At 71.6% G+C, this 18,335-nt stretch carries 18 protein-coding genes; 7 read left to right on the forward strand and 11 right to left on the reverse strand.

From position 1 onward, the window contains the following. The first annotated feature begins 10 nt into the window (after positions 1–10). Positions 11–1,399: a cystathionine beta-synthase gene (locus tag OOK40_RS01110; protein WP_266475793.1), complete on the forward strand. Its 1,389-nt coding sequence runs from the start codon at positions 11–13 to the stop codon at positions 1,397–1,399. Between the two features lie 399 nt (positions 1,400–1,798). Here the strand turns inward: OOK40_RS01110 and OOK40_RS01115 are convergent, their stop codons facing one another. Beyond that, positions 1,799–2,215: a hypothetical protein gene (locus OOK40_RS01115; protein ID WP_266475795.1), complete on the reverse strand. Its 417-nt coding sequence runs from the start codon at positions 2,213–2,215 to the stop codon at positions 1,799–1,801. 162 nt (positions 2,216–2,377) lie between these two features. Between OOK40_RS01115 and OOK40_RS01120 the strand changes: the two genes are divergently transcribed. Beyond that, entirely contained in the window at positions 2,378–3,214 is an 837-nt protein-coding gene (locus OOK40_RS01120) for a MurR/RpiR family transcriptional regulator (RefSeq protein WP_266475797.1), read from the forward strand. Between the two features lie 39 nt (positions 3,215–3,253). Here OOK40_RS01120 and OOK40_RS01125 read toward each other — a convergent pair whose 3' ends face one another. The 5 genes from OOK40_RS01125 to OOK40_RS01145 form a co-directional block, all read right to left on the reverse strand. Further along, the gene (locus tag OOK40_RS01125) at positions 3,254–3,628 is read right to left on the reverse strand and encodes a hypothetical protein (RefSeq protein ID WP_266475798.1); all 375 of its coding nucleotides are present in this window, start codon (positions 3,626–3,628) and stop codon (positions 3,254–3,256) included. Between the two features lie 57 nt (positions 3,629–3,685). Beyond that, positions 3,686–4,114, reverse strand: coding sequence for a roadblock/LC7 domain-containing protein (locus OOK40_RS01130; protein ID WP_266475800.1), 429 nt, complete (start codon positions 4,112–4,114; stop codon positions 3,686–3,688). 37 nt (positions 4,115–4,151) lie between these two features. Next, positions 4,152–4,919, reverse strand: a complete 768-nt coding sequence (locus OOK40_RS01135; RefSeq protein WP_266475802.1) for a transcriptional regulator — start codon at positions 4,917–4,919, stop codon at positions 4,152–4,154. Then, the gene (locus OOK40_RS01140; protein ID WP_266475803.1) at positions 4,916–5,284 is read right to left on the reverse strand and encodes a hypothetical protein; all 369 of its coding nucleotides are present in this window, start codon (positions 5,282–5,284) and stop codon (positions 4,916–4,918) included. Before OOK40_RS01140 ends, OOK40_RS01135 begins: the two co-directional genes overlap by 4 nt. Before the next feature lie 161 nt (positions 5,285–5,445). Further along, positions 5,446–6,771 (reverse strand): diaminopimelate decarboxylase, encoded by a 1,326-nt coding sequence (locus OOK40_RS01145; RefSeq protein ID WP_266475804.1) that lies wholly within the window; start codon positions 6,769–6,771, stop codon positions 5,446–5,448. Between the two features lie 118 nt (positions 6,772–6,889). On the opposite strand from OOK40_RS01145, the gene hutU reads away from it, so the two are divergent. The 3 genes from hutU (at position 6,890) to OOK40_RS01160 (ending at position 11,426) form a co-directional block, all read left to right on the forward strand. After that, positions 6,890–8,554, forward strand: coding sequence for a urocanate hydratase (gene hutU / locus OOK40_RS01150; protein ID WP_266475806.1), 1,665 nt, complete (start codon positions 6,890–6,892; stop codon positions 8,552–8,554). Positions 8,555–8,886: 332 nt separating this feature from the next. Beyond that, on the forward strand, positions 8,887–10,077 hold the full coding sequence (locus tag OOK40_RS01155) for an allantoate amidohydrolase (RefSeq protein WP_266478711.1): 1,191 nt from the start codon (positions 8,887–8,889) through the stop codon (positions 10,075–10,077). After that, entirely contained in the window at positions 10,068–11,426 is a 1,359-nt protein-coding gene (locus tag OOK40_RS01160; protein WP_266475807.1) for a formimidoylglutamate deiminase, read from the forward strand. The genes OOK40_RS01155 and OOK40_RS01160 overlap by 10 nt, the downstream gene beginning before the upstream one ends. Positions 11,427–11,503: 77 nt before the next feature. Here the strand turns inward: OOK40_RS01160 and OOK40_RS01165 are convergent, their stop codons facing one another. Next, positions 11,504–12,832: a hypothetical protein gene (locus OOK40_RS01165; RefSeq protein WP_266475808.1), complete on the reverse strand. Its 1,329-nt coding sequence runs from the start codon at positions 12,830–12,832 to the stop codon at positions 11,504–11,506. Between the two features lie 126 nt (positions 12,833–12,958). On the opposite strand from OOK40_RS01165, the gene hutI reads away from it, so the two are divergent. Continuing rightward, the gene (gene hutI / locus OOK40_RS01170) at positions 12,959–14,128 is read left to right on the forward strand and encodes an imidazolonepropionase (RefSeq protein WP_266475809.1); all 1,170 of its coding nucleotides are present in this window, start codon (positions 12,959–12,961) and stop codon (positions 14,126–14,128) included. Here the strand turns inward: hutI and OOK40_RS01175 are convergent. The 3 genes from OOK40_RS01175 to OOK40_RS01185 all read right to left on the reverse strand — a co-directional run bounded on the left by OOK40_RS01175 (position 14,107) and on the right by OOK40_RS01185 (position 16,318). After that, positions 14,107–14,973: an NmrA family NAD(P)-binding protein gene (locus OOK40_RS01175; RefSeq protein WP_266475810.1), complete on the reverse strand. Its 867-nt coding sequence runs from the start codon at positions 14,971–14,973 to the stop codon at positions 14,107–14,109. The two genes, hutI and OOK40_RS01175, sit on opposite strands and share 22 nt — an antisense overlap. A gap of 114 nt (positions 14,974–15,087) precedes the next feature. After that, on the reverse strand, positions 15,088–15,522 hold the full coding sequence (locus OOK40_RS01180; protein ID WP_266475811.1) for a DUF6196 family protein: 435 nt from the start codon (positions 15,520–15,522) through the stop codon (positions 15,088–15,090). 55 nt (positions 15,523–15,577) lie between these two features. Beyond that, positions 15,578–16,318 (reverse strand): hypothetical protein, encoded by a 741-nt coding sequence (locus OOK40_RS01185; RefSeq protein ID WP_266475812.1) that lies wholly within the window; start codon positions 16,316–16,318, stop codon positions 15,578–15,580. A 93-nt stretch (positions 16,319–16,411) separates the two neighbouring features. Here OOK40_RS01185 and OOK40_RS01190 point away from each other — a divergent pair, with 93 nt between their 5' ends. Next, positions 16,412–17,107 carry an aspartate/glutamate racemase family protein gene (locus OOK40_RS01190; RefSeq protein ID WP_266475814.1) on the forward strand — a complete coding sequence of 232 codons (696 nt, stop codon included), beginning with the start codon at positions 16,412–16,414 and terminating at the stop codon, positions 17,105–17,107. Between the two features lie 21 nt (positions 17,108–17,128). On the opposite strand, the gene OOK40_RS01195 is transcribed toward OOK40_RS01190, so the two are convergent. Beyond that, the gene (locus OOK40_RS01195; protein ID WP_266478714.1) at positions 17,129–18,334 is read right to left on the reverse strand and encodes a cytochrome P450; all 1,206 of its coding nucleotides are present in this window, start codon (positions 18,332–18,334) and stop codon (positions 17,129–17,131) included. Position 18,335: the final 1 nt, after the last annotated feature.

The following is an 18,335-nucleotide window of genomic DNA, read 5'->3' on the forward strand; positions in this document are numbered from 1 at the left end:
GGAGAACATTGTGCGTATCCACCACTCGATGATCAGTCTCGTCGGCAATACCCCGCTGCTGAAGCTGAACAGCGTCACCACAGGCATTCAGGCGACCGTCCTGGCCAAGGTCGAGTACTTCAACCCCGGCGGGTCGGTGAAGGACCGGATCGCGCTGCGGATGATCGAGGCGGCCGAGGAGAGCGGGGCGCTCCAGCCCGGCGGCACGATCGTGGAGCCGACCAGCGGCAACACCGGCGTCGGCCTGGCGATCGTGGCCCAGCAGAAGGGCTACAAGTGCATCTTCGTCTGCCCGGACAAGGTGTCCACGGACAAGATCAATGTGCTCCGGGCGTACGGCGCCGAGGTCGTCGTGTGCCCCACGGCCGTCGACCCCGAGCACCCCGACTCGTACTACAACGTCTCCGACCGGCTGGTCCGCGAGACGCCCGGCGCCTGGAAGCCCGACCAGTACTCCAACCCGAACAACCCGCGTTCGCACTACGAGACCACCGGTCCCGAGCTGTGGGACCAGACGGACGGGAAGATCACCCATTTCGTCGCGGGCGTCGGCACCGGCGGCACGATCTCCGGGACCGGCAACTACCTCAAGGAGGTCAGCGACGGCAAGGTCAAGATCATCGGTGCTGACCCGGAGGGCTCCGTGTACTCCGGCGGCTCCGGCCGTCCCTACCTCGTCGAGGGCGTCGGCGAGGACTTCTGGCCGACCGCGTACGACCGGACGGTGACCGACGAGATCGTCGCCGTGTCCGACAAGGACTCCTTCCAGATGACGCGTCGTCTCGCCAAGGAGGAGGGCCTGCTCGTCGGCGGCTCCTGCGGCATGGCCGTGGTCGCGGCGCTGAAGGTGGCCGAAGGACTCGGCCCGGACGACGTGGTCGTCGTACTGCTGCCGGACAGCGGCCGCGGCTACCTCTCCAAGATCTTCAACGACGAGTGGATGGCGGACTACGGCTTCCTGGAGGACTCCGGTCCGTCCGCGAGCGTTGCCGACGTGCTGCGCGACAAGGAGGGCGGCAAGATCCCCAGCCTGGTGCACATGCACCCGGAGGAGACGGTCGGCGAGGCGATCGAGGTGCTCCGTGAGTACGGCGTGTCCCAGATGCCGATCGTGAAGCCGGGCGCGGGCCACCCGGACGTGATGGCTGCGGAGGTCATCGGCTCGGTCGTCGAACGCGAGCTTCTGGACGCGCTGTTCACCCAGCGCGCCTCGCTCGGCGACCCGCTGGAGAAGCACATGAGCGCGCCGCTCCCGCAGGTGGGCTCGGGCGAGCCGGTCGGGGACCTGATGTCGGTGCTCGGTGTTGCGGATGCGGCGATCGTGCTGGTGGAGGGCAAGCCGACGGGTGTGGTGAGCCGTCAGGACCTGCTGTCGTTCCTCGCCAAGGGCGGTAAGTAGCACTGTACGAACGCGGTTTCGCACAATCGGTACGCGCGCGACACGTTGGCGCAGCACCCGCTTAACACGCGTCCTGCACAGTGGTGGATGTCGGCAGGGGGACCGGGCAGGGATCCCGGCCGGCACCCACAGCGGCGTCTAGGATTTTCGGAGCGGCTCCCGGACCTCCCAAGACGCCCTGGACGCGGAGACCGGCCCTGACCCGGGACCGTGTCCCACGCGGGGACCGCCGTCGTCCCGCCCCCCGGTTCGCCGGGGGTGCGGCGGTCCCCGCGTTTTTTGCGCCTGAACCGGCGCCGCTCTCGCGGAGTTGGTTGCCCACCGTCGGGGTTCCTCAATGGATGGCTGCGGTGATCGTCGTTTCAGACACCGGACGCACCCGCAGCGTGCTGGGACCGGTCAGGTCTCCCAGTCGGACTTCTCGCGGCGGCTCCTCAACCACGGCCACCCCCGCGCCGCATGCACCGCGTTCACGCCGACGATTCCGAACCAGGCCACGATCAGGCCCTCCAGGTTCGCGTTGACCACGGCGATCGCCGACAGCGGGATCGCGAGGATCAGCGAGACGATCGCGAAGCCGAAGCGTTCCCCGAAGTTCGCCTCGGCGGACTGCGGCGGGCGGGCGCCGCGGGCCACCACCATCTGCTGCTCGGCGAGCTGGCGGCGTACACGGCGGTCCACCGTGCCGTCGAGCCGCTGCTCGACTTTCTCCAGAAACGATTCGACGAGCGCGGCGTCGTACTCCTCGCCCAACTCGCGGCGGGCGTGCAGGGTGGCGTCGAGCTCCTTTTTGAGCTCAGGGTCGCGGGCTTCCATAACCGTTCACGCTAAGGTCGGGCGGCTGCCGCGTCAGTGGGGCTAGCCCCACTCTTTTCCCCTGGGCTACCTGCAGTGATCCCTTGCCGGGTCTGCATATCGTCATGCAGAGTTGTCGGTGTCTGAATAGGACGTGATGAACGACCTGACGAGGGGGATGGCATGAGCGACAGCCCTGCCGCACGGCTCCAACAGCTCTTCGAGGGCCACCGGCTCACCCCCACCCAGCGCCGGATCGCCCACAGCATGGTGCGCCGGGCGGCCGACGTCCCGTTCCTGTCCAGCGTGGAACTCGCCGAGGTCGCCGGAGTCAGCCAGCCCTCCGTCACCCGCTTCGCCGTCGCCCTCGGCTTCGACGGCTACCCGGCGCTGCGCAAGCATCTGCGGGAGGTCGCCCCCGCGGAGAGCGAGGCGGGCCACAACGGGATCAACGAGTACCAGCAGGCCGTGCAGGCCGAGATCGAGAACCTGCGCCATCTCGCCGACCTGCTCGCCGACCCGTCGCCGGTCGAACGCGCGGGCCGTCTCCTCGCCGCCTCCCGTCCGCTGCCGGTACTCGGCCTGCGCGCCGCGTCCTCGCAGGCCCGCGGGTTCGCGTACTTCGCCGCCAAGGTGCACCCCGACGTACGCCTCCTCGACGAGGGCGGCACGATGCTCACCGACCGCATCGACGCCGCCCGCCTGGCCGGTGCGAGCGCCCTGCTGTGCTTCGCGCTGCCCCGCCATCCCAAGGAGGTCGTGGAGGCGCTGGCGCACACGCGCTCGGCGGGCCTGAAGGTGGTGACCGTCGCCGACTCGGCCTTCGCCCCGGTCGCCGGCCACAGCGATCTGCTGATCCCGGCGGCGGTCGGCACGGGCCTGGCCTTCGACACGGCGTGCGCGCCGATGCTGCTGGGGCGGGTGCTGCTGGAGGCGATGTGCGACGACCTGCCGGACGCGCAGGCGCGGCTGGAGGAGTTCGACGCGAAGGCGGCCGCGCGGGGGCTGTTCGTGGAGTAGCGGGGCCGGCCGGAAACCTCTCCGGCCGGCCGCGAGCGGTCAGACCTCCAGCTCGGCCTCGATCTTCTTCAGCTGGTGCCGGGCCATGGCGAGATTCGCCCGGTCCTTGTCGAGTGCCAGGTAGAGGAACAGGCCACTGGCCCCCCGGCCCTTCATCAGCCGGATCAGGTGGTACTGCGTGCCGAGCGTGATCAGGATGTCCTCGATGCCGTCCTTGAGCCCGAGCTGTTCCATGGTGCGCACCTTGGCGCGCACCACATCGGTGTTGCCCGCCGCCGCCACGGACAGGTCCAGATCCTTTCCGCCGCCGATGGTGCCGAGAGCCATTCCGCTGGTGTAGTCGACGAGTGCGGCGCCGATGGCACCCTCGATGACAGTGGTGGCTTCCTTGAGGGCGCGTTCGGTGTTGGCCATGGGATGCGCACTTCCTTTCCGTCTGCTGGTTGATCGTGATGGTGTGTCGGTCATGGGTCAGGTGTTCTCCGGTCGGTCGAGGGCGCCGTCCACCAGCTCGCCGATACGGGCGCCGGAGCGTCGGGCCTCGAGGTGGAGCCGGCCCACGTTGATGCGTGGCTCGGCCAGGAGGGTGAGGAGGGCCGAGGAACCCGCCGCGTAGGTCGCGACGTATCCCCGCTCGCTCTGGACCAGCAACTCGCGGAAGCCCCCTTGTCCGGTCGCCTCGGTGAGCCGCAGCGCGACGCCGAGCGCCGCGGCGGCCAGCGAGGCGACGCTCTCCGCCTCCTCGGTGTCGGCCGCCAGTACGAGTCCCTCCGGGCTGGCGGCGAGTGCGCCCGTGAGCTGCGGTACGCGTATGCGCAGGCGTTTCAGTTCTGCGAGCAGGTCTGCCTCGGCCCTCATGAGTGCTCTCCTCTCGGCGCGCAGCCTCAACGCGCGCCTCATGGCGGTGGGGAAAGGACCAGGTGGACGGAGCGGTGCCTCACAGGGTTGCCTCCAGTGCGTCGCGCAGCCGTCGGAGCATGGCGGAGTCCAGGACCGACGGGGGCTCGGTGGCGTCGGCGGCGGTGGTGGCGGGCCGGCTGGGCAGCGTCGACTTCTCGGGCGTCTCGATGAGCCCGTCGGCGGCCAGCCTCCGTACCTCGATGAGGGTGTTGAAGGCGGGGCGCCCGAGTGCTCTGGCGATGGCGGCCGGGGTGCGTACGCCGTCGGCGAGGTCGAGCAGGGACTGCCTGAGCGGGCTGACCGCCCGCGCCGCGGGGTGCGCGCGGCGCTCCACCGGAGCGGTGTCGACCGTGGGGTGGGGCCACACGGAGTCCAGCAGTCGGCCGCGCCGCCTGGCCTCGCGTTCCACGATCTCGGTGGGCACCGGCCGTACCCGGCCGATCCAGTGGACGACCCCGTAGCGGAAGCGGGTCGGCCCGCCGGTCGGCGCGAGCGCGAAGAAGGCCGCGTCGAACAGCGCGCCCAGATGGCAGATCTCCAGCTTGCCCCCGGCGACCTGGCCGCTGTCGACGAGGAAGCGGGCGACCTCGCAGCGCGCGCCCGCCTGCGCGACCGCGTCCGCCCAGCTGTCGGGTCTCAGCAGGCCGCTCGCGGTGAGCAGGACGTCGAGTCCGGGCGCTCGGGGGCTCTCGGCGTGCACGACCTGGCCGTCGGCGAGATACAGGGCGCCGTGGTCGCGTACCAGCACGCCCGTGGCGCGTTCGTCGGCGAGTCTGACGAGCATGGGGGAGACGGCCGCTCTCATGCGAGCACCAGCCCCTCGGCGAGACTGCGCAGCCGTATTCGGGCCAGTGCGAGATTGCCCTGGTCCCGGTCGAGCCACAGATGCAGGAACACGGTGCTGTCGAAGCCGGTCTGAACGAAATGCACCAGGTGGTAGGAGCTCTGGGTGGTGAGGATGAGGTCCTCGACCGAGGGGCCCTTCTCGGTGGCGTATTCGGTGGCCATCCTGGCCAGTTCGGCGGTCTCCGCGGCGGTGGCCTCGTGGTCGTCGCCGGCGGACTCACCGAGTGCGCCGAGCGCGAGTCCGCTGATCCAGTCCACGAGGGACGCCCCGCGCGCGCCCGGTACCGTCATGGCCGCCAGCAGACACTCGTCGATTCCGGGCACGCCGACTCCCTTTCCCGCCACGGCGTTCCGCGCACTGTTGTGCGGCGGTGACGGGGAGACTACGCAACGTGGCCACGGGTGGGGGGAGTTGGGGCATTTTCCAGTGGAACATGCCCCCGTCCCGGTAGGGTCTGGTGCTCAGGTGCGTGCCTGCGTGCGGCTCAGCGGGTGAGCAGTGCGTCCGGCTGCCCGCCGCCCGACTCGGCGACGATCTCGGCCAGGCTCTGCGCGGCCCGTACGGTCGCGAACCGCGTCGCGCTGTCGCCCTCGGGGCCGGTGGTGAAGCCGTAGATTCCTGGCCGCGGAAGGCTGTTGTAGCCGTAGTGGTTGGAGAAGTAGTACGCGCCCGTGTCCAGCACCGCGATCACGTCGCCCGGCTCCAGCAGGGGCAGCGGACGGGCCTCGGCGAGCAGGTCGCCGGCGAAGCAGGCGGGTCCCGCGACGTCCTGCACGACGGCCGCACCGCTCTTGGGGCGGCCCTTGGAGTCGTACGCGGCGATGCGCAGCGGCCAGGAGGCCGGGTCGTAGACGGTACGGGTGGCTACCTGGACCCCCGCGTGGGTCACCGCGATGGGGCGGCCGCCCGCCGTCTTGGTGTACTCGACGCGGGCCAGGATCGTGCCGTGTTTGGCGAGCAGGGAGCGGCCGAACTCGGTGACCAGGCCGTAGCGCCCGTCCAGCAGGCCGGGCACCTGCTCCTTCAGCAGCCGGGCGTACGCCGCGAAGGTCGGCGTCTGCTCGTCGGACGCGAAGTTGACCGGCAGGCCGCCCCCGATGTCGACGGTGTCGATCTGCTGCCGCCCGGCCGCGGCGTTGATCTCCTCGGCGAGCTCGTACACCGCGCCGACGGCCCGGGTCATGAGGGCGGGCGGCATGCCCTGCGAGCCCGAGTGGGTGTGCAGCCGGGTCAGCCAGGGGCGGTCGAGATACGCGCGTACGACCCAGTCGCGGGCACCCTCGTCGCGCAGCGCGACACCGAATTTCGAGGTTGCCGTTGCCGTGGACAGGGCTTCGATCGCACCGCCGCCGACCTGCGGATTCACCCGCAGTCCGAGCGGGGAGCGGGTCGGCGACGCCCCGATGAGGGCGTCGATCCGTGCCAGCTCCTGCGGATTGTCGGCATTGACCGCGATGCCCAGCTCCAGTGCCTCGCGCAGTTCGGCGGGCGTCTTGGCGGGGGAGTCGAGGACCGTGCGGTCGGGGCGCAGGCCTGCCGCCCGTGCCAGGGCCAGCTCGCCCGGGCTCGCGACCTCCGCGCCGATGTCCTCGTCCCGCAGCAGGGCCAGTACGGGGACCAGAGGCGCGGCCTTCACTGCGAAGGCGTGCAGCACGGGCGCGGCGGTGACGGCGGCGAAGGCGTCCCGCAGGGCGGTCGCGGAGGCCCGGATACCGGTCACGTCGAGGAGGGCCGCGACGGGCTGCTCCGCACGGAGGAGTCCCTGCTCCACCGCTGCTCGTACGGCCTGATCCCGGCGGTCGAAAGCCATATCTGCCAGCCAATCATCCGGGACGCGGTACCGCAGCTGTTGACTGAGACTATTCAGAGCCTCAGGATGTGAATAGAACAGCCAACAGTGATGGTCGCAGTCGCGAGGAGGCATTGCCATGTCAGGACCCCGCCCCGTACGGGCACCGCGCGGTACGGAACTGAGCGCCCTGGGATGGCAGCAGGAAGCCGCCCTGCGCATGCTCCAGAACAACCTCGACCCCGAGGTCGCCGAGCACCCCGACAAGCTCGTCGTCTACGGCGGCACGGGCAAGGCCGCGCGTGACTGGCGCTCCTTCGACGCGATGGTGCGCACGCTGCGGACCCTGAAGCAGGACGAGACGATGCTCGTCCAGTCCGGCCGTCCCGTCGGCGTGATGCAGACCCACGAGTGGGCGCCGCGCGTGCTCATCGCCAACTCCAACCTGGTCGGCGACTGGGCGAACTGGGAGGAGTTCCGGCGTCTGGAGGCCCTCGGCCTCACCATGTACGGCCAGATGACGGCCGGCTCCTGGATCTACATCGGCACGCAGGGCATCCTCCAGGGCACCTACGAGACCTTCGCCGCCGTCGCCGCGAAGAAGTTCGGCGGCACGCTCGCCGGGACGATCACGCTCACCGCCGGCCTCGGCGGCATGGGCGGCGCGCAGCCGCTGGCCGTGACCATGAACGACGGCGTCGCGATCTGTATCGACGTCGACCCGCGCGCGATCGAGCGCCGCATCGAGCACCGCTACCTGGACGTGCGCGCCAACTCCCTGGAGCACGCGCTCCAGCTGGCCGTCGAGGCGCGCGACGCCCGCAAGCCGCTCTCCATCGGCCTCCTCGGCAACGCGGCGGAGCTGCTGCCGCGGATGCTCGCCGAGAGCGCGCCGATCGACATCGTGACCGACCAGACCTCGGCCCACGACCCGCTCGCGTACCTGCCGCTCGGGATCGACTTCGACGACATGGCCTCGTACGCCGCGGAGAAGCCCGCGGACTTCACACAGCGCGCACGCGAGTCGATGGCGCGCCACGTGGAGGCGATGGTCGGCTTCATGGACGCGGGCGCGGAGGTCTTCGACTACGGCAACTCGATCCGCGGCGAGGCTCAACTGGCCGGATACGACCGGGCGTTCGCCTTCCCCGGCTTCGTGCCCGCCTACATCCGGCCGCTCTTCTGCGAGGGCAAGGGCCCGTTCCGCTGGGCGGCGCTCTCGGGCGAGGCCTCGGACATCCACAAGACCGACAAGGCCATGCTGGAGCTCTTCCCCGAGAACGAGTCCCTGCACCGCTGGATCAAGATGGCGGGCGAAAGGGTCCACTTCCAGGGTCTCCCGGCACGTATCTGCTGGCTCGGCTACGGCGAGCGGGACAAGGCGGGCGAGCGCTTCAACGACATGGTGGCGTCCGGTGAACTGGCGGCCCCGCTGGCGATCGGCCGCGACCACCTGGACTGCGGCTCCGTGGCGTCCCCGTACCGTGAGACCGAGGCGATGCTGGACGGCTCCGACGCGATCGCGGACTGGCCGCTGCTGAACGCGATGGTGAACGTGGCTTCCGGTGCGTCGTGGGTCTCCATCCACCACGGCGGCGGCGTCGGCATGGGCCGCTCGATCCACGCGGGCCAGGTGTCGGTGGCGGACGGCACGAAGCTGGCGGGCGAGAAGATCCGCCGGGTTCTGACGAACGACCCGGGGATGGGCGTCATCCGGCATGTGGACGCCGGGTACGACATCGCGGAGTCGGTCGCGGACGAGCGGGGCGTGCGGGTTCCGATGCAGGAGGGCGGGCCGGCGTGACCGAGGAGACTTTCCCCCACCCCGCCCTCCCCCGGACTCCGTCCGGGGGGACCCCCGACCTCCCGGGTCCTCAAACGCCGGGCGGGCTGAACAGCCCGTCCACGCCGGGCGGCGACGCCCCGGCCGGGGCCGAGGACTCGTCGCCGGGTGCGGGCCGGGTTGTGCCCACCCGTTCCGCCCCGCGGAACGAGTGCCCACAACCTGTGGGGCCGGGCGCGGGCCGGCCTGAAGGCAGTTCGGCACGCGGCGGAGCCGACGTGCCCGGGGGGCCGGGGGCGCAGCACCCAGTGTCGGGAAAGGGCGGGGTGGGGGCAGCTCCCTCGTTCCACGCGATGTGGCGCGAGCTCGCGCCCATCGGGCGCGACGCCACCACCCGCGGCTACCGCCGCTACGCCTGGACCGCCGCCGACACCGACTGCCGTGCCTGGTTCCGGGCGCAGGCCGAATCCCGCGGCCTCGCCTACGAAGTCGACCGGAACGGCAACCAGTGGGCCTGGCTCGGTGACCCCACCGCCGGGGACGCCGTCGTCACGGGGTCGCACCTCGACTCCGTTCCCGACGGTGGCGCCTTCGACGGTCCCCTCGGCGTCGTCTCCTCCTTCGCCGCGCTCGACGAACTGCGCAACCGGGGCGCGGAGTTCACCCGGCCCCTCGCCCTCACCAACTTCGGTGACGAGGAGGGCGCCCGCTTCGGGCTCGCCTGCGTCGGCTCCCGCCTCGCCTCCGGGCAGCTGGCGCCCGAGGCCGCGCACCGGCTGCGGGACGGCGACGGCATCACCCTGCCGCAGGCCATGGAGGCGGCCGGCTACGACCCCTCCGCCATCGGCCCCGACCCCGAACGCCTCGCCCGCATCGGCGCGTTCGTCGAACTCCATGTCGAGCAGGGCCGGGCGCTCGACCTGTCCGGCGACCGCGTCGGCATCGCGTCCGCGATCTGGCCGCACGGCCGCTGGCGGTTCGACTTCCACGGCGAGGCCAACCACGCCGGGACGACCCGTCTCGTCGACCGCCGCGACCCGATGCTGACGTACGCGGAGACCGTGCTCGCCGCCCGCCGCGAGGCCGAACTCGCGGGCGCGGTCGCCACCTTCGGCAAGATTTCCGTCGAGCCGAACGGCGTCAACGCGATCCCCTCCCTGGTCCGCGGCTGGCTGGACTCGCGCGCCGCCGACCAGTCCACGCTCGACACGGTCGTCGCCGCGATCCAGCAGGCCGCGCGCGAGTACGCCGACCGGCACGGGGTGGACCTGACCGTCGCACGGGAGTCCTTCACCCCCGTGGTCGAGTTCGAGCACGCCCTGCGCGACGAGATGAACAAGATCCTCGGCGGTGCCATCCCCGTGCTCGGCACGGGCGCGGGCCATGACGCGGGTATTTTGTCCGGATCGATCCCGACCGCCATGCTGTTCGTACGCAATCCCACCGGCGTCTCGCACTCTCCGGCGGAGTTCGCCGCCGAGGACGACTGCGTGGCCGGGGTGCTCGCACTCGCCGATGTACTGGAGGGCCTGGCGTGCAGGTGACGTACTGGGCGGAACACGTCTGGCTGGACACGCATGTCGAGCCGGGCGTCGCGCTGACTGTGTCCATCAGCGGCTCCGCCGCGGGGTCGGACGGCCGGTTCACAGCCGTACGCACGGGCGTCGAGGCCCCGCCGCAGGGCGCGACCGTACTGCGCGGACTGACGATCCCGGGCCTCGCGAACGCGCACTCGCACGCCTTCCACCGAGCCCTGCGCGGGACGGTGCAGGTGGGCTCCGGGACCTTCTGGACCTGGCGCGAGGTCATGTACCAGGTCGCGTCCCGGCTGACACCCGAGTCGTACTTCTCGCTAGCCAGAGCCGTGTACGCGGAGATGGCGCTGGCGGGGATCACGGCGGTGGGCGAGTTCCACTATCTGCACCACGCCCCCGGGGGAGCCGCGTACGCCGACCCGAACGCGATGGGCGAGGCGCTCATCGCCGCGGCTGCGGACGCGGGCATCCGGATCACGCTGCTGGACACGGCGTATCTGTCCGCCGGCTTCGGCGAGCCACCCAACCAGCACCAGCTGCGCTTCTCCGACGGCACGGCGGATGCGTGGGCCGAGCGGGCCTCCGCCCTCAAGGACAGCGAACACGCGCTGATCGGTGCGGCGATCCACTCCGTACGGGCCGTGCCCGCGGACCAGCTCTCGACCGTCGCGGAGTGGGCGTCGTCCAGGAACGCACCCCTTCACGTCCACCTCTCCGAGCAGACGGCCGAGAACGACGCGTGCCGGGCGGCCCACGGCCGCACGCCCACGCGCCTGCTCGCCGACCACGGCGTCCTGGGCCCGCGCACGACCGGCGTCCACAACACGCATCTGACGGACGAGGACATCGCGCTGCTCGGCGGTACGACGACCGGCACATGCATGTGCCCGACGACGGAACGCGACCTGGCGGACGGCATCGGCCCGGCGGCCGCGCTCCAGCGGGCGGGCTCCCCGCTCTCGCTGGGCAGCGACAGCCACGCGGTCATCGACCTCCTGGAAGAGGCCCGCGCGATGGAACTCGACGAACGCCTGCGCACGCGGACCCGCGGCCACTGGACGACGGCGGCCCTGCTCCGCGCGGCCACCGCGGACGGCCACGCCGCCCTGGGCCGCCCGGACGCGGGCACCATCGAGCCGGGCGCGCTCGCGGACTTCACCACGGTGGCGCTGGACACGGTCCGCACGGCGGGTCCGGTGGGGCGGCTGGCGGCGGAGGCGGTGGTGTTCGCGGGGACGGCGGCGGACGTACGGCACACGGTGGTGGCCGGGCGCCATGTGGTGCGGGACGGCGCGCATGCGTCGGTCCCGGACGTCCCGTCGGCGCTGGCGGAGGCGATTGCGGCGCTGCGGGGCTGACGGGCCTGGGGGCCTGCCGGGCCCGCGGTTGTGACGGCCCGCGGTTGTGACGAGCCCGCGGTTGTGACGGGCGGCCCTCAGCTCGACTTCGGCTCCGCCGCCTGGTCCGGCTTCCTGTCGTACGCCACCTCATCGCGCCGCCCCCGGTAGCGACGCACCAGCGCCCGCACCCACGGTGCCGCGCCCAGAACGACCAGCACCGACAACAGGGGCAGCCGCCACCACCACGAGATACTCGCCGGTGGCGGGGACGGCGTGTCCGTCACCCATGGCCGCGCGGTCTTCGACCACGCCAGGAACGCGTCACCGATCGGCATCAGCCCGAAGGCGTACCGCTTGGTCCACGGGGTGCCGACCGGCACGCCCAGCAGCTCGCTGAAGTTCGTCAGCCCCTCGGCCAGCGGGGCGTCGCCGTGCACCTGGGCCGCGCCCGCGGTGACCACGGACGCCGACAGGCTGACGCCCAGCGGGAGCGGGCCGGAGTCGACATCGGCCGGGCCGTCCGTACCGTTCGGGTACTCCCGCACGGCGGGCCCGAGGCCGAGCGGCGCGACGACGTACCGGTCGCGGAAGCGCAGGTACTGCTCACGCGCGAAGACCGGGTCGATGTCGACGAGGAAGCGCTGGATCATGCTCTGTGAGGTGGCCCTGGCCACCTCGGCCGGTGCGCCGGTGGCGGCGTCGACACGATGCGGGAGCAGCCCCGTACGCGGATCGAGCCGTTCGCGTACGCCCCGGAGCCAGCGGTCGGCCGTCCCGGCGAAGCGAGGCGGCAGCAGCTTGTCGTGCAGCCGCAGCGACGCCATCGCCACCGTGGAGTCCACCGGCCACGCCTGGCCGGGGTACGCGGCCAGGTACGGCGTCTTCGAGGCCGACGCGTCGAACGCCGCACCCAGCGCCGTGGAGTCGTCGGCGAACCGGCGCAGCTCGGCCGGGTCGCGGTCCGCGGCCGGCTGCAGGCTGAGCACTCCGCCGCGCAGCCAGTTGCCCCAGCCGCGGTAGAAGACCCCGTACGACGGGACGAGGTCCGCGCTGAACGGGGCGCGGCCCGCAGGCGAGGCCAGCCGCTCCAGCGCCCACCGCGCCTCCCGCAGCGCCTCGGCGCGCTCGCCGGCCGGTTCGCGCATCCCGATCTCGACCCAGGTCAGGCCGTACAGCGCGTGCAGGAAGAAGTACCCCTCGGGGAACAGCTGCTGAGCCTCGTCACCGGCGCCGTCGTCCAGGGCGGCGCGCAGGAACGTCAACTGACGCTGGACCCCGGGCGGTTCACCGTTCGTACCCGCGGTGGCGGGAGCGACCAGGCGCACCACACCCACCAGCGCGCAGAGGCTGACGGCACAGGCGATGATCCGGCGCGACCATCGCAGGGCCTGACGCAGACGTACTGCCGATCGCGGTCCTGGCATGCGCACGACCCTATATTCGCGTGCTGAGAGGGCGGGAAGACGGCCGGGGGATACCCCTGTGAAAGCATGGGAGCGTCAAGGTCTGCCCCTGGCCGTATGGGGTCGGAACCCCACGGAGAGGAACTCATGAGCACCACCCTCATCACCAACATCGGCAGCCTCGTCACCAACGACCCCACCACCGGCGAAGGTCCCCTCGGCCTGATCGAGAACGCCGCGCTGGTCCTCGACGGCGAAACCGTTGCCTGGGCCGGCCCCGCCGCAAGCGCGCCCGCCGCCGACGAGGCGTACGACGCGGCCGGCCGCGCCGCCATCCCCGGGTTCGTCGACTCCCACTCGCACCTTGTCTTCGCGGGCGACCGCACCCAGGAGTTCAACGCCCGCATGTCGGGCCGCGCCTACTCCGCCGGCGGCATCCGGACCACCGTCGCCGCCACCCGCGCCGCCACCGACGAGGCGCTCGAAGCGAACCTCACGCGCTACCTCGACGAGGCACTGCGCCAGGGCACCACGACCTTCGAGACCAAGTCCGGCTACGGGCTGACCGTCGAGGACGAGGCGCGCGCCCTGCGTATCGCGGCGCGGCACACCGAGGAGGTCACCTACCTCGGCGCCCACATCGTCCCGCCCGACTACGCCGACGACCCCGCCGCATACGTTGCCCTCGTCACCGGTGAGATGCTCGACGCCTGTGCTCCGTACGCCCGTTGGGTCGATGTCTTCTGCGAGAAGGGCGCCTTCGACGGCGACCAGGCGCGTGCGATCCTCACCGCCGGCAAGGCCAAGGGCCTGCACCCCCGCGTCCACGCAAACCAGCTCGGCCACGGACCCGGCGTGCAACTCGCCGTCGAGCTCGACGCCGCGTCTGCCGACCACTGCACGCACCTCACGGACGCGGACGTCGACGCTCTCGCCAACAGCGCCACCGTCGCCACCCTCCTCCCCGGCGCGGAGTTCTCGACGCGCGCCGAGTGGCCGGACGCCCGCCGCCTTCTGGACGCGGGTGCGACGGTCGCCCTGTCGACGGACTGCAACCCGGGTTCGTCCTTCACTTCCTCCGTCCCGTTCTGTATCGCGCTGGCGGTACGGGACATGGGGATGACCCCGGACGAGGCGGTCTGGTCGGCGACGGCGGGCGGCGCGGCTGCCCTGCGGCGTACGGACATCGGCCGTATCACGCCCGGCGCCCGCGCGGACCTCGTGTTCCTGGACGCGCCGAGCCATGTGCATCTGGCCTACCGGCCGGGCGTGCCGCTCGTCTCGGAGGTGTGGCGTCAGGGCAAGAGGTGCCTGTAGGTGCCCGGGTGCTCCTTCAGAAAGTCGGCGAAGGACCGCGCCCGGTGGCCCGTCAGCCGCGGTACCGCGTCGGAGACCGTGGCCATCTCGCCTGCCGCGATCGCCTCGTAGGAGGAGACCCAGCCCGCCACTTCCCATGGCTCGGCCCCGTACCCGGCCCGTGACGCGAAGGCCTCCTCGCGCGTCTCGGGCATATAAGTGACCGTGCGCCCGCTGAACCTGCTCAGCTCGGCGGCCACTTCGTCGAGGGAGAGCGAGGAAGGCCCGGTGATGTCGTACGTCGCCCCGTCATGGCCGGCGCCCAGCAGCACGGCGGCCGCGGCGTCCGCGACGTCGTCGTGTGCGACGGCCGAGACCTGCCCGTTGCCCGCCGGTCCGCGGATCACCCCGTCGGCTCCGGCCATCGCGGCCAGCCCGGAGCAGTAGAGGCTGTCGCGCAGGAAGGTGTACGCGAGCCCTGTCGCGCGGATGTGCTCCTCCGTGTGCCAGTGGTCCCGGGCGAAGGTGAACGTCGCGTCCGCGGCGGCCCCGATGAAGGACACGTACACGATCCGCCCGACACCCGCCGCCACGGCCGCGTCGACGGCGGTGGTGTGCTCCCGCACCCGGTCGGCGCTCTCGCGCGCGGAGACGAGGAACAGCGTCTGGGCGCCGTCACAGACCTGCCGCATGGCCTCGCCGTCCCCGTACGAAGCGTGCGGCGCGATGGTGGTCCCGACGATCGGCGGCACCCGCGCCGGATCCCGTACGAGCAGCCGGGGCTCGGCCCCCTGTTCGGCGAGACGGTGGGCGACCCGGCTGCCGAGGTGGCCGCTCGCGCCGGTGACGGCGATGACTGGAGGCATGGGCGCGTCCTCTCGTACTGCCTGGTCCGAGTCGTGGTGCGTGCTCCGAGGCTACGACCGGGACGACCCGGATCCGGTCAGCCAGGCTCCGGCCGCGGAACGGACGTACGCGCCTCACGCCTCCCGCAGTTCGGCCACCACCCTGATCGCCTCCGCCGTGAGATCGGCCGGGCAGCCCCAGTAGTCGTAGATACCGCCGCGCCCGCGGTTGCTTCCGCAGACGACGAAGACGCCCGTGCCCAGCCGCGCCTTGAGGTGGGTGGCCAGCCAGCCGACGAAGCCGCTGTTGTCCGCGCCGTCGGGGAAGTGGAACGAGAAGATCCCGAACCGTTCGGCATCGCCGCCGTCTCCGGTCGCGGGGACCAGTCGGCACCAGCTGTCCGCGTCGCGGACGACCGCCAGCGTGTCGGCGGTGAGCGCCGGCGGCCGGTCGGCGGGGAACTCCTCGAACGACCAGATGCCCTCCTGGATCACGAACTCGGCCTCCGCGAGCACGCGTTGGAGGCGCTCCTCGGTCTGCTGGGCGGTCTCGACGCTGACACTGACCATGAGCGCGCTCCTCGATACCGGGGATCCGTAACTGGGATCCGTCTCCGGACCGAGGCTAACGCTCGGGCTGCGGGGGCAGCGGCTGCGGGTTCAGCGCCGCGGCTTCCTCCTTTCCCGTCAGGGCGTTGAGGATCAGGACCACGCTCGCGGCCAGCACCCACGCCGCCAGCAGAATCGGCGTCAGCCACGCGCTCCACGGGCCCGCCAGGGACAGCACCGCCACGACAAGGCCGGCCCAGCCGAGCCATGCCGGGATCGCGTGCGTCTCCTGGGCAGCGCGCCAGAGGGCGAACAGCATCACCGCCGCACCCACCATCGCCGCGATGATCGCGCCGTACGCCGTGTTCAGCAGCAGGATCGCGATGAGCGCGGTCTCCGGGACCACCGGGAACACGTCGGAGGTACGCACCGTGATCGCGAAGATGTTCCCGGCGAGCGCCGCGACCAGCAGGAACGCCGTGAAGACCGTGCCGCCCACCATCACCAGATGCGAGCGGTTCCCGGCCAGTCTCGACAGCGCGACCAGGAAGAACAGGAACAGCAGGCCCGCCGCGAGCAGGATCAGTGCCAAGGCTTCCGACTGGTCCTGGTTGCTCTCTTTGAGGTACCAGAGCCCGACTGTCCTGAGTGCGCCCCTCCCCGAGACGTCGGGTGTGAACGTCCACAGCACGTACCCGGCGATCAGCAGCCCTCCGGCCGCCAGCCCGGCGATTCCGGGCCACAGGTCTCTGTGCTGGGCGGCCTGGACGGGTTCTGCCTGGTCGGGCCGGACGGGTTCTGCGTTCTGCGACGCCATCATCGTGCCTCCCACGGGAGCAGCCCCGAGCAAAGGTCCTTGCCCCATTTTCTCACTCACGGCCGAGTCGGCACGGCGTGGCACAGTGGACCGGTGAAGACCATCGGGCTGATCGGCGGCATGAGCTGGGAATCCAGCGCGGAGTACTACCGGCTGCTCAATGAGCTCGTACGCGAGCGTCTGGGCGGGCTGCACTCCGCCAAGTGCGTTCTGCACTCGGTGGATTTTGCCGAGATCGAGGAGCTCCAGGTTGCGGGCGACTGGGAGCGCGCCGGTGAGATCCTCGCGGATGCCGCCCGGGGGCTGACGGCCGCCGGCGCGGATGTGCTGCTCATCTGCACCAACACCATGCACAAGGTGGCGGGCCAGGTGGAGGCCGCCGTCTCCGTGCCGCTGCTGCATCTCGCGGACGCCACCGCGGATGCCGTACGGGCCCAGGGGATCACCCGCGTCGGGCTGCTCGGGACCGCGTTCACTATGGAGCAGGACTTCTACCGCGACCGGCTGGCCGGACACGGGCTCGATGTGCTCACGCCCGACGCCGAGGGGCGTGCGCTGGTGCACCGGGTGATCTACGAGGAGCTGTGCCTCGGTGTCGTACGGGAGGAGTCCCGTGCCGCCTACCAGGACGTCATCGCCGAGCTCGTCGCGGCCGGGGCGGAAGGTGTCGTACTCGGGTGCACCGAGATCGAGCTGCTGATCGGGGAGAAGGACAGTCCCGTGCCGGTCTTCCCGACGACCCGGCTGCACGCGGAGGCGGCGGTGGACGCCGCCCTGGGCGGGCGCTGACGCCCGCCCAGAACAGTCTCCTCAGGCCCGCGGGCGTACCGGCAGCTCCTGCACGCTGTTGCCCACAAAGCTCGCGTGGCGCGGCAGATCGGACTCGGCCATCGCCAGATCCAGCTCGGGGAAGCGCGTGAACAGCCGGTCCAGCGCGATCGTCGCCTCCATCCGCGCCAGCGGTGAGCCCAGGCAGTAGTGCGGCCCGTGGCCCAGCGACAGATGCCGGGCGCCGCCGCTTCGGGTGATGTCGAAGCGGTCCGCGTCCGGGCCGTGCGCCGCCTTGTCGCGCCCTGCTGCGGAGTAACCGGCAAGCACCGGCGTGCCCTTGGGGATCACCGTGCCGTCGAGCGTGAGGTCCCGGGTCGGGTAGCGGAACGGGAAGAAGCTGACCGGGCTGTCCCAGCGCAGCGTCTCCTCGACCACGTCCGACCAGGAAGCCTTGCCGGACTGCACGAGCTCCAGCTGGTCCCGGTGGGCGCACAGGGCGCGTACCGCGTTGGTGATGAGGTTCAGCGTCGTCTCGTGGCCGGCGATGATCATCAGCAGCAGGGTGCCGATGAGCTCGTGCTGGCTGAGCCGGTCGCCGTCCTCCTCGCGGGCCGCGATCAGCGCGCTGGTCAGATCGTCGCCGGGGCTCTCCATACGGGTCGCGGCGACCGTCCCGAGCACGGCCACCAGCTCACGGTTCGCGGCCACCGCCTCCTCGGGCCCGATGGACGTGCTCACCACCTGGTTCGACAGATGGTGCAGCCGGTCCTGGTGCTCGGCGTCGACCCCGAGGAGTTCGCAGATCACCCCCATCGGCAGCGGCAGCGCGAAGTGCCTGCGCAGATCGGCGACGCCGTCGCCCGCCCGCGCCGCCTCGTCCAGGCCGTCGAGCAGCTGCGCCGTCACCGTCTCGATCCGCGGCCGCAGCTCCTCGACCCGGCGGGCCGTGAACGCCTTGCTCACCAGCGAGCGCAGCCGCCGGTGGTTCGCGTCGTCGGCGGTCGTCATGCCCTGCACGGTCGCGAAGGTCTTCAGCGGCCAGCCGTCGGGTATCTCCCCGTCCCGCAGCGCGGTGAAATGCTCGGCCCCCTTGGCGACATCGGGGTGGGCCAGGAACTCCTTGAGCGCGTCGTGGCCGAGCACCGCCATGCCCGCCACATCGCCGGGGAGCACGACGGACGCGACCGCGCCCTCGGCGAGGAGGCGGGCATTGTCCGCGTGCGGGCAGCCGCCGGCCGGGTCCATC

The organism is Streptomyces sp. NBC_01481, from assembly GCF_026339995.1.
Taxonomy (GTDB): domain Bacteria; phylum Actinomycetota; class Actinomycetes; order Streptomycetales; family Streptomycetaceae; genus Streptomyces.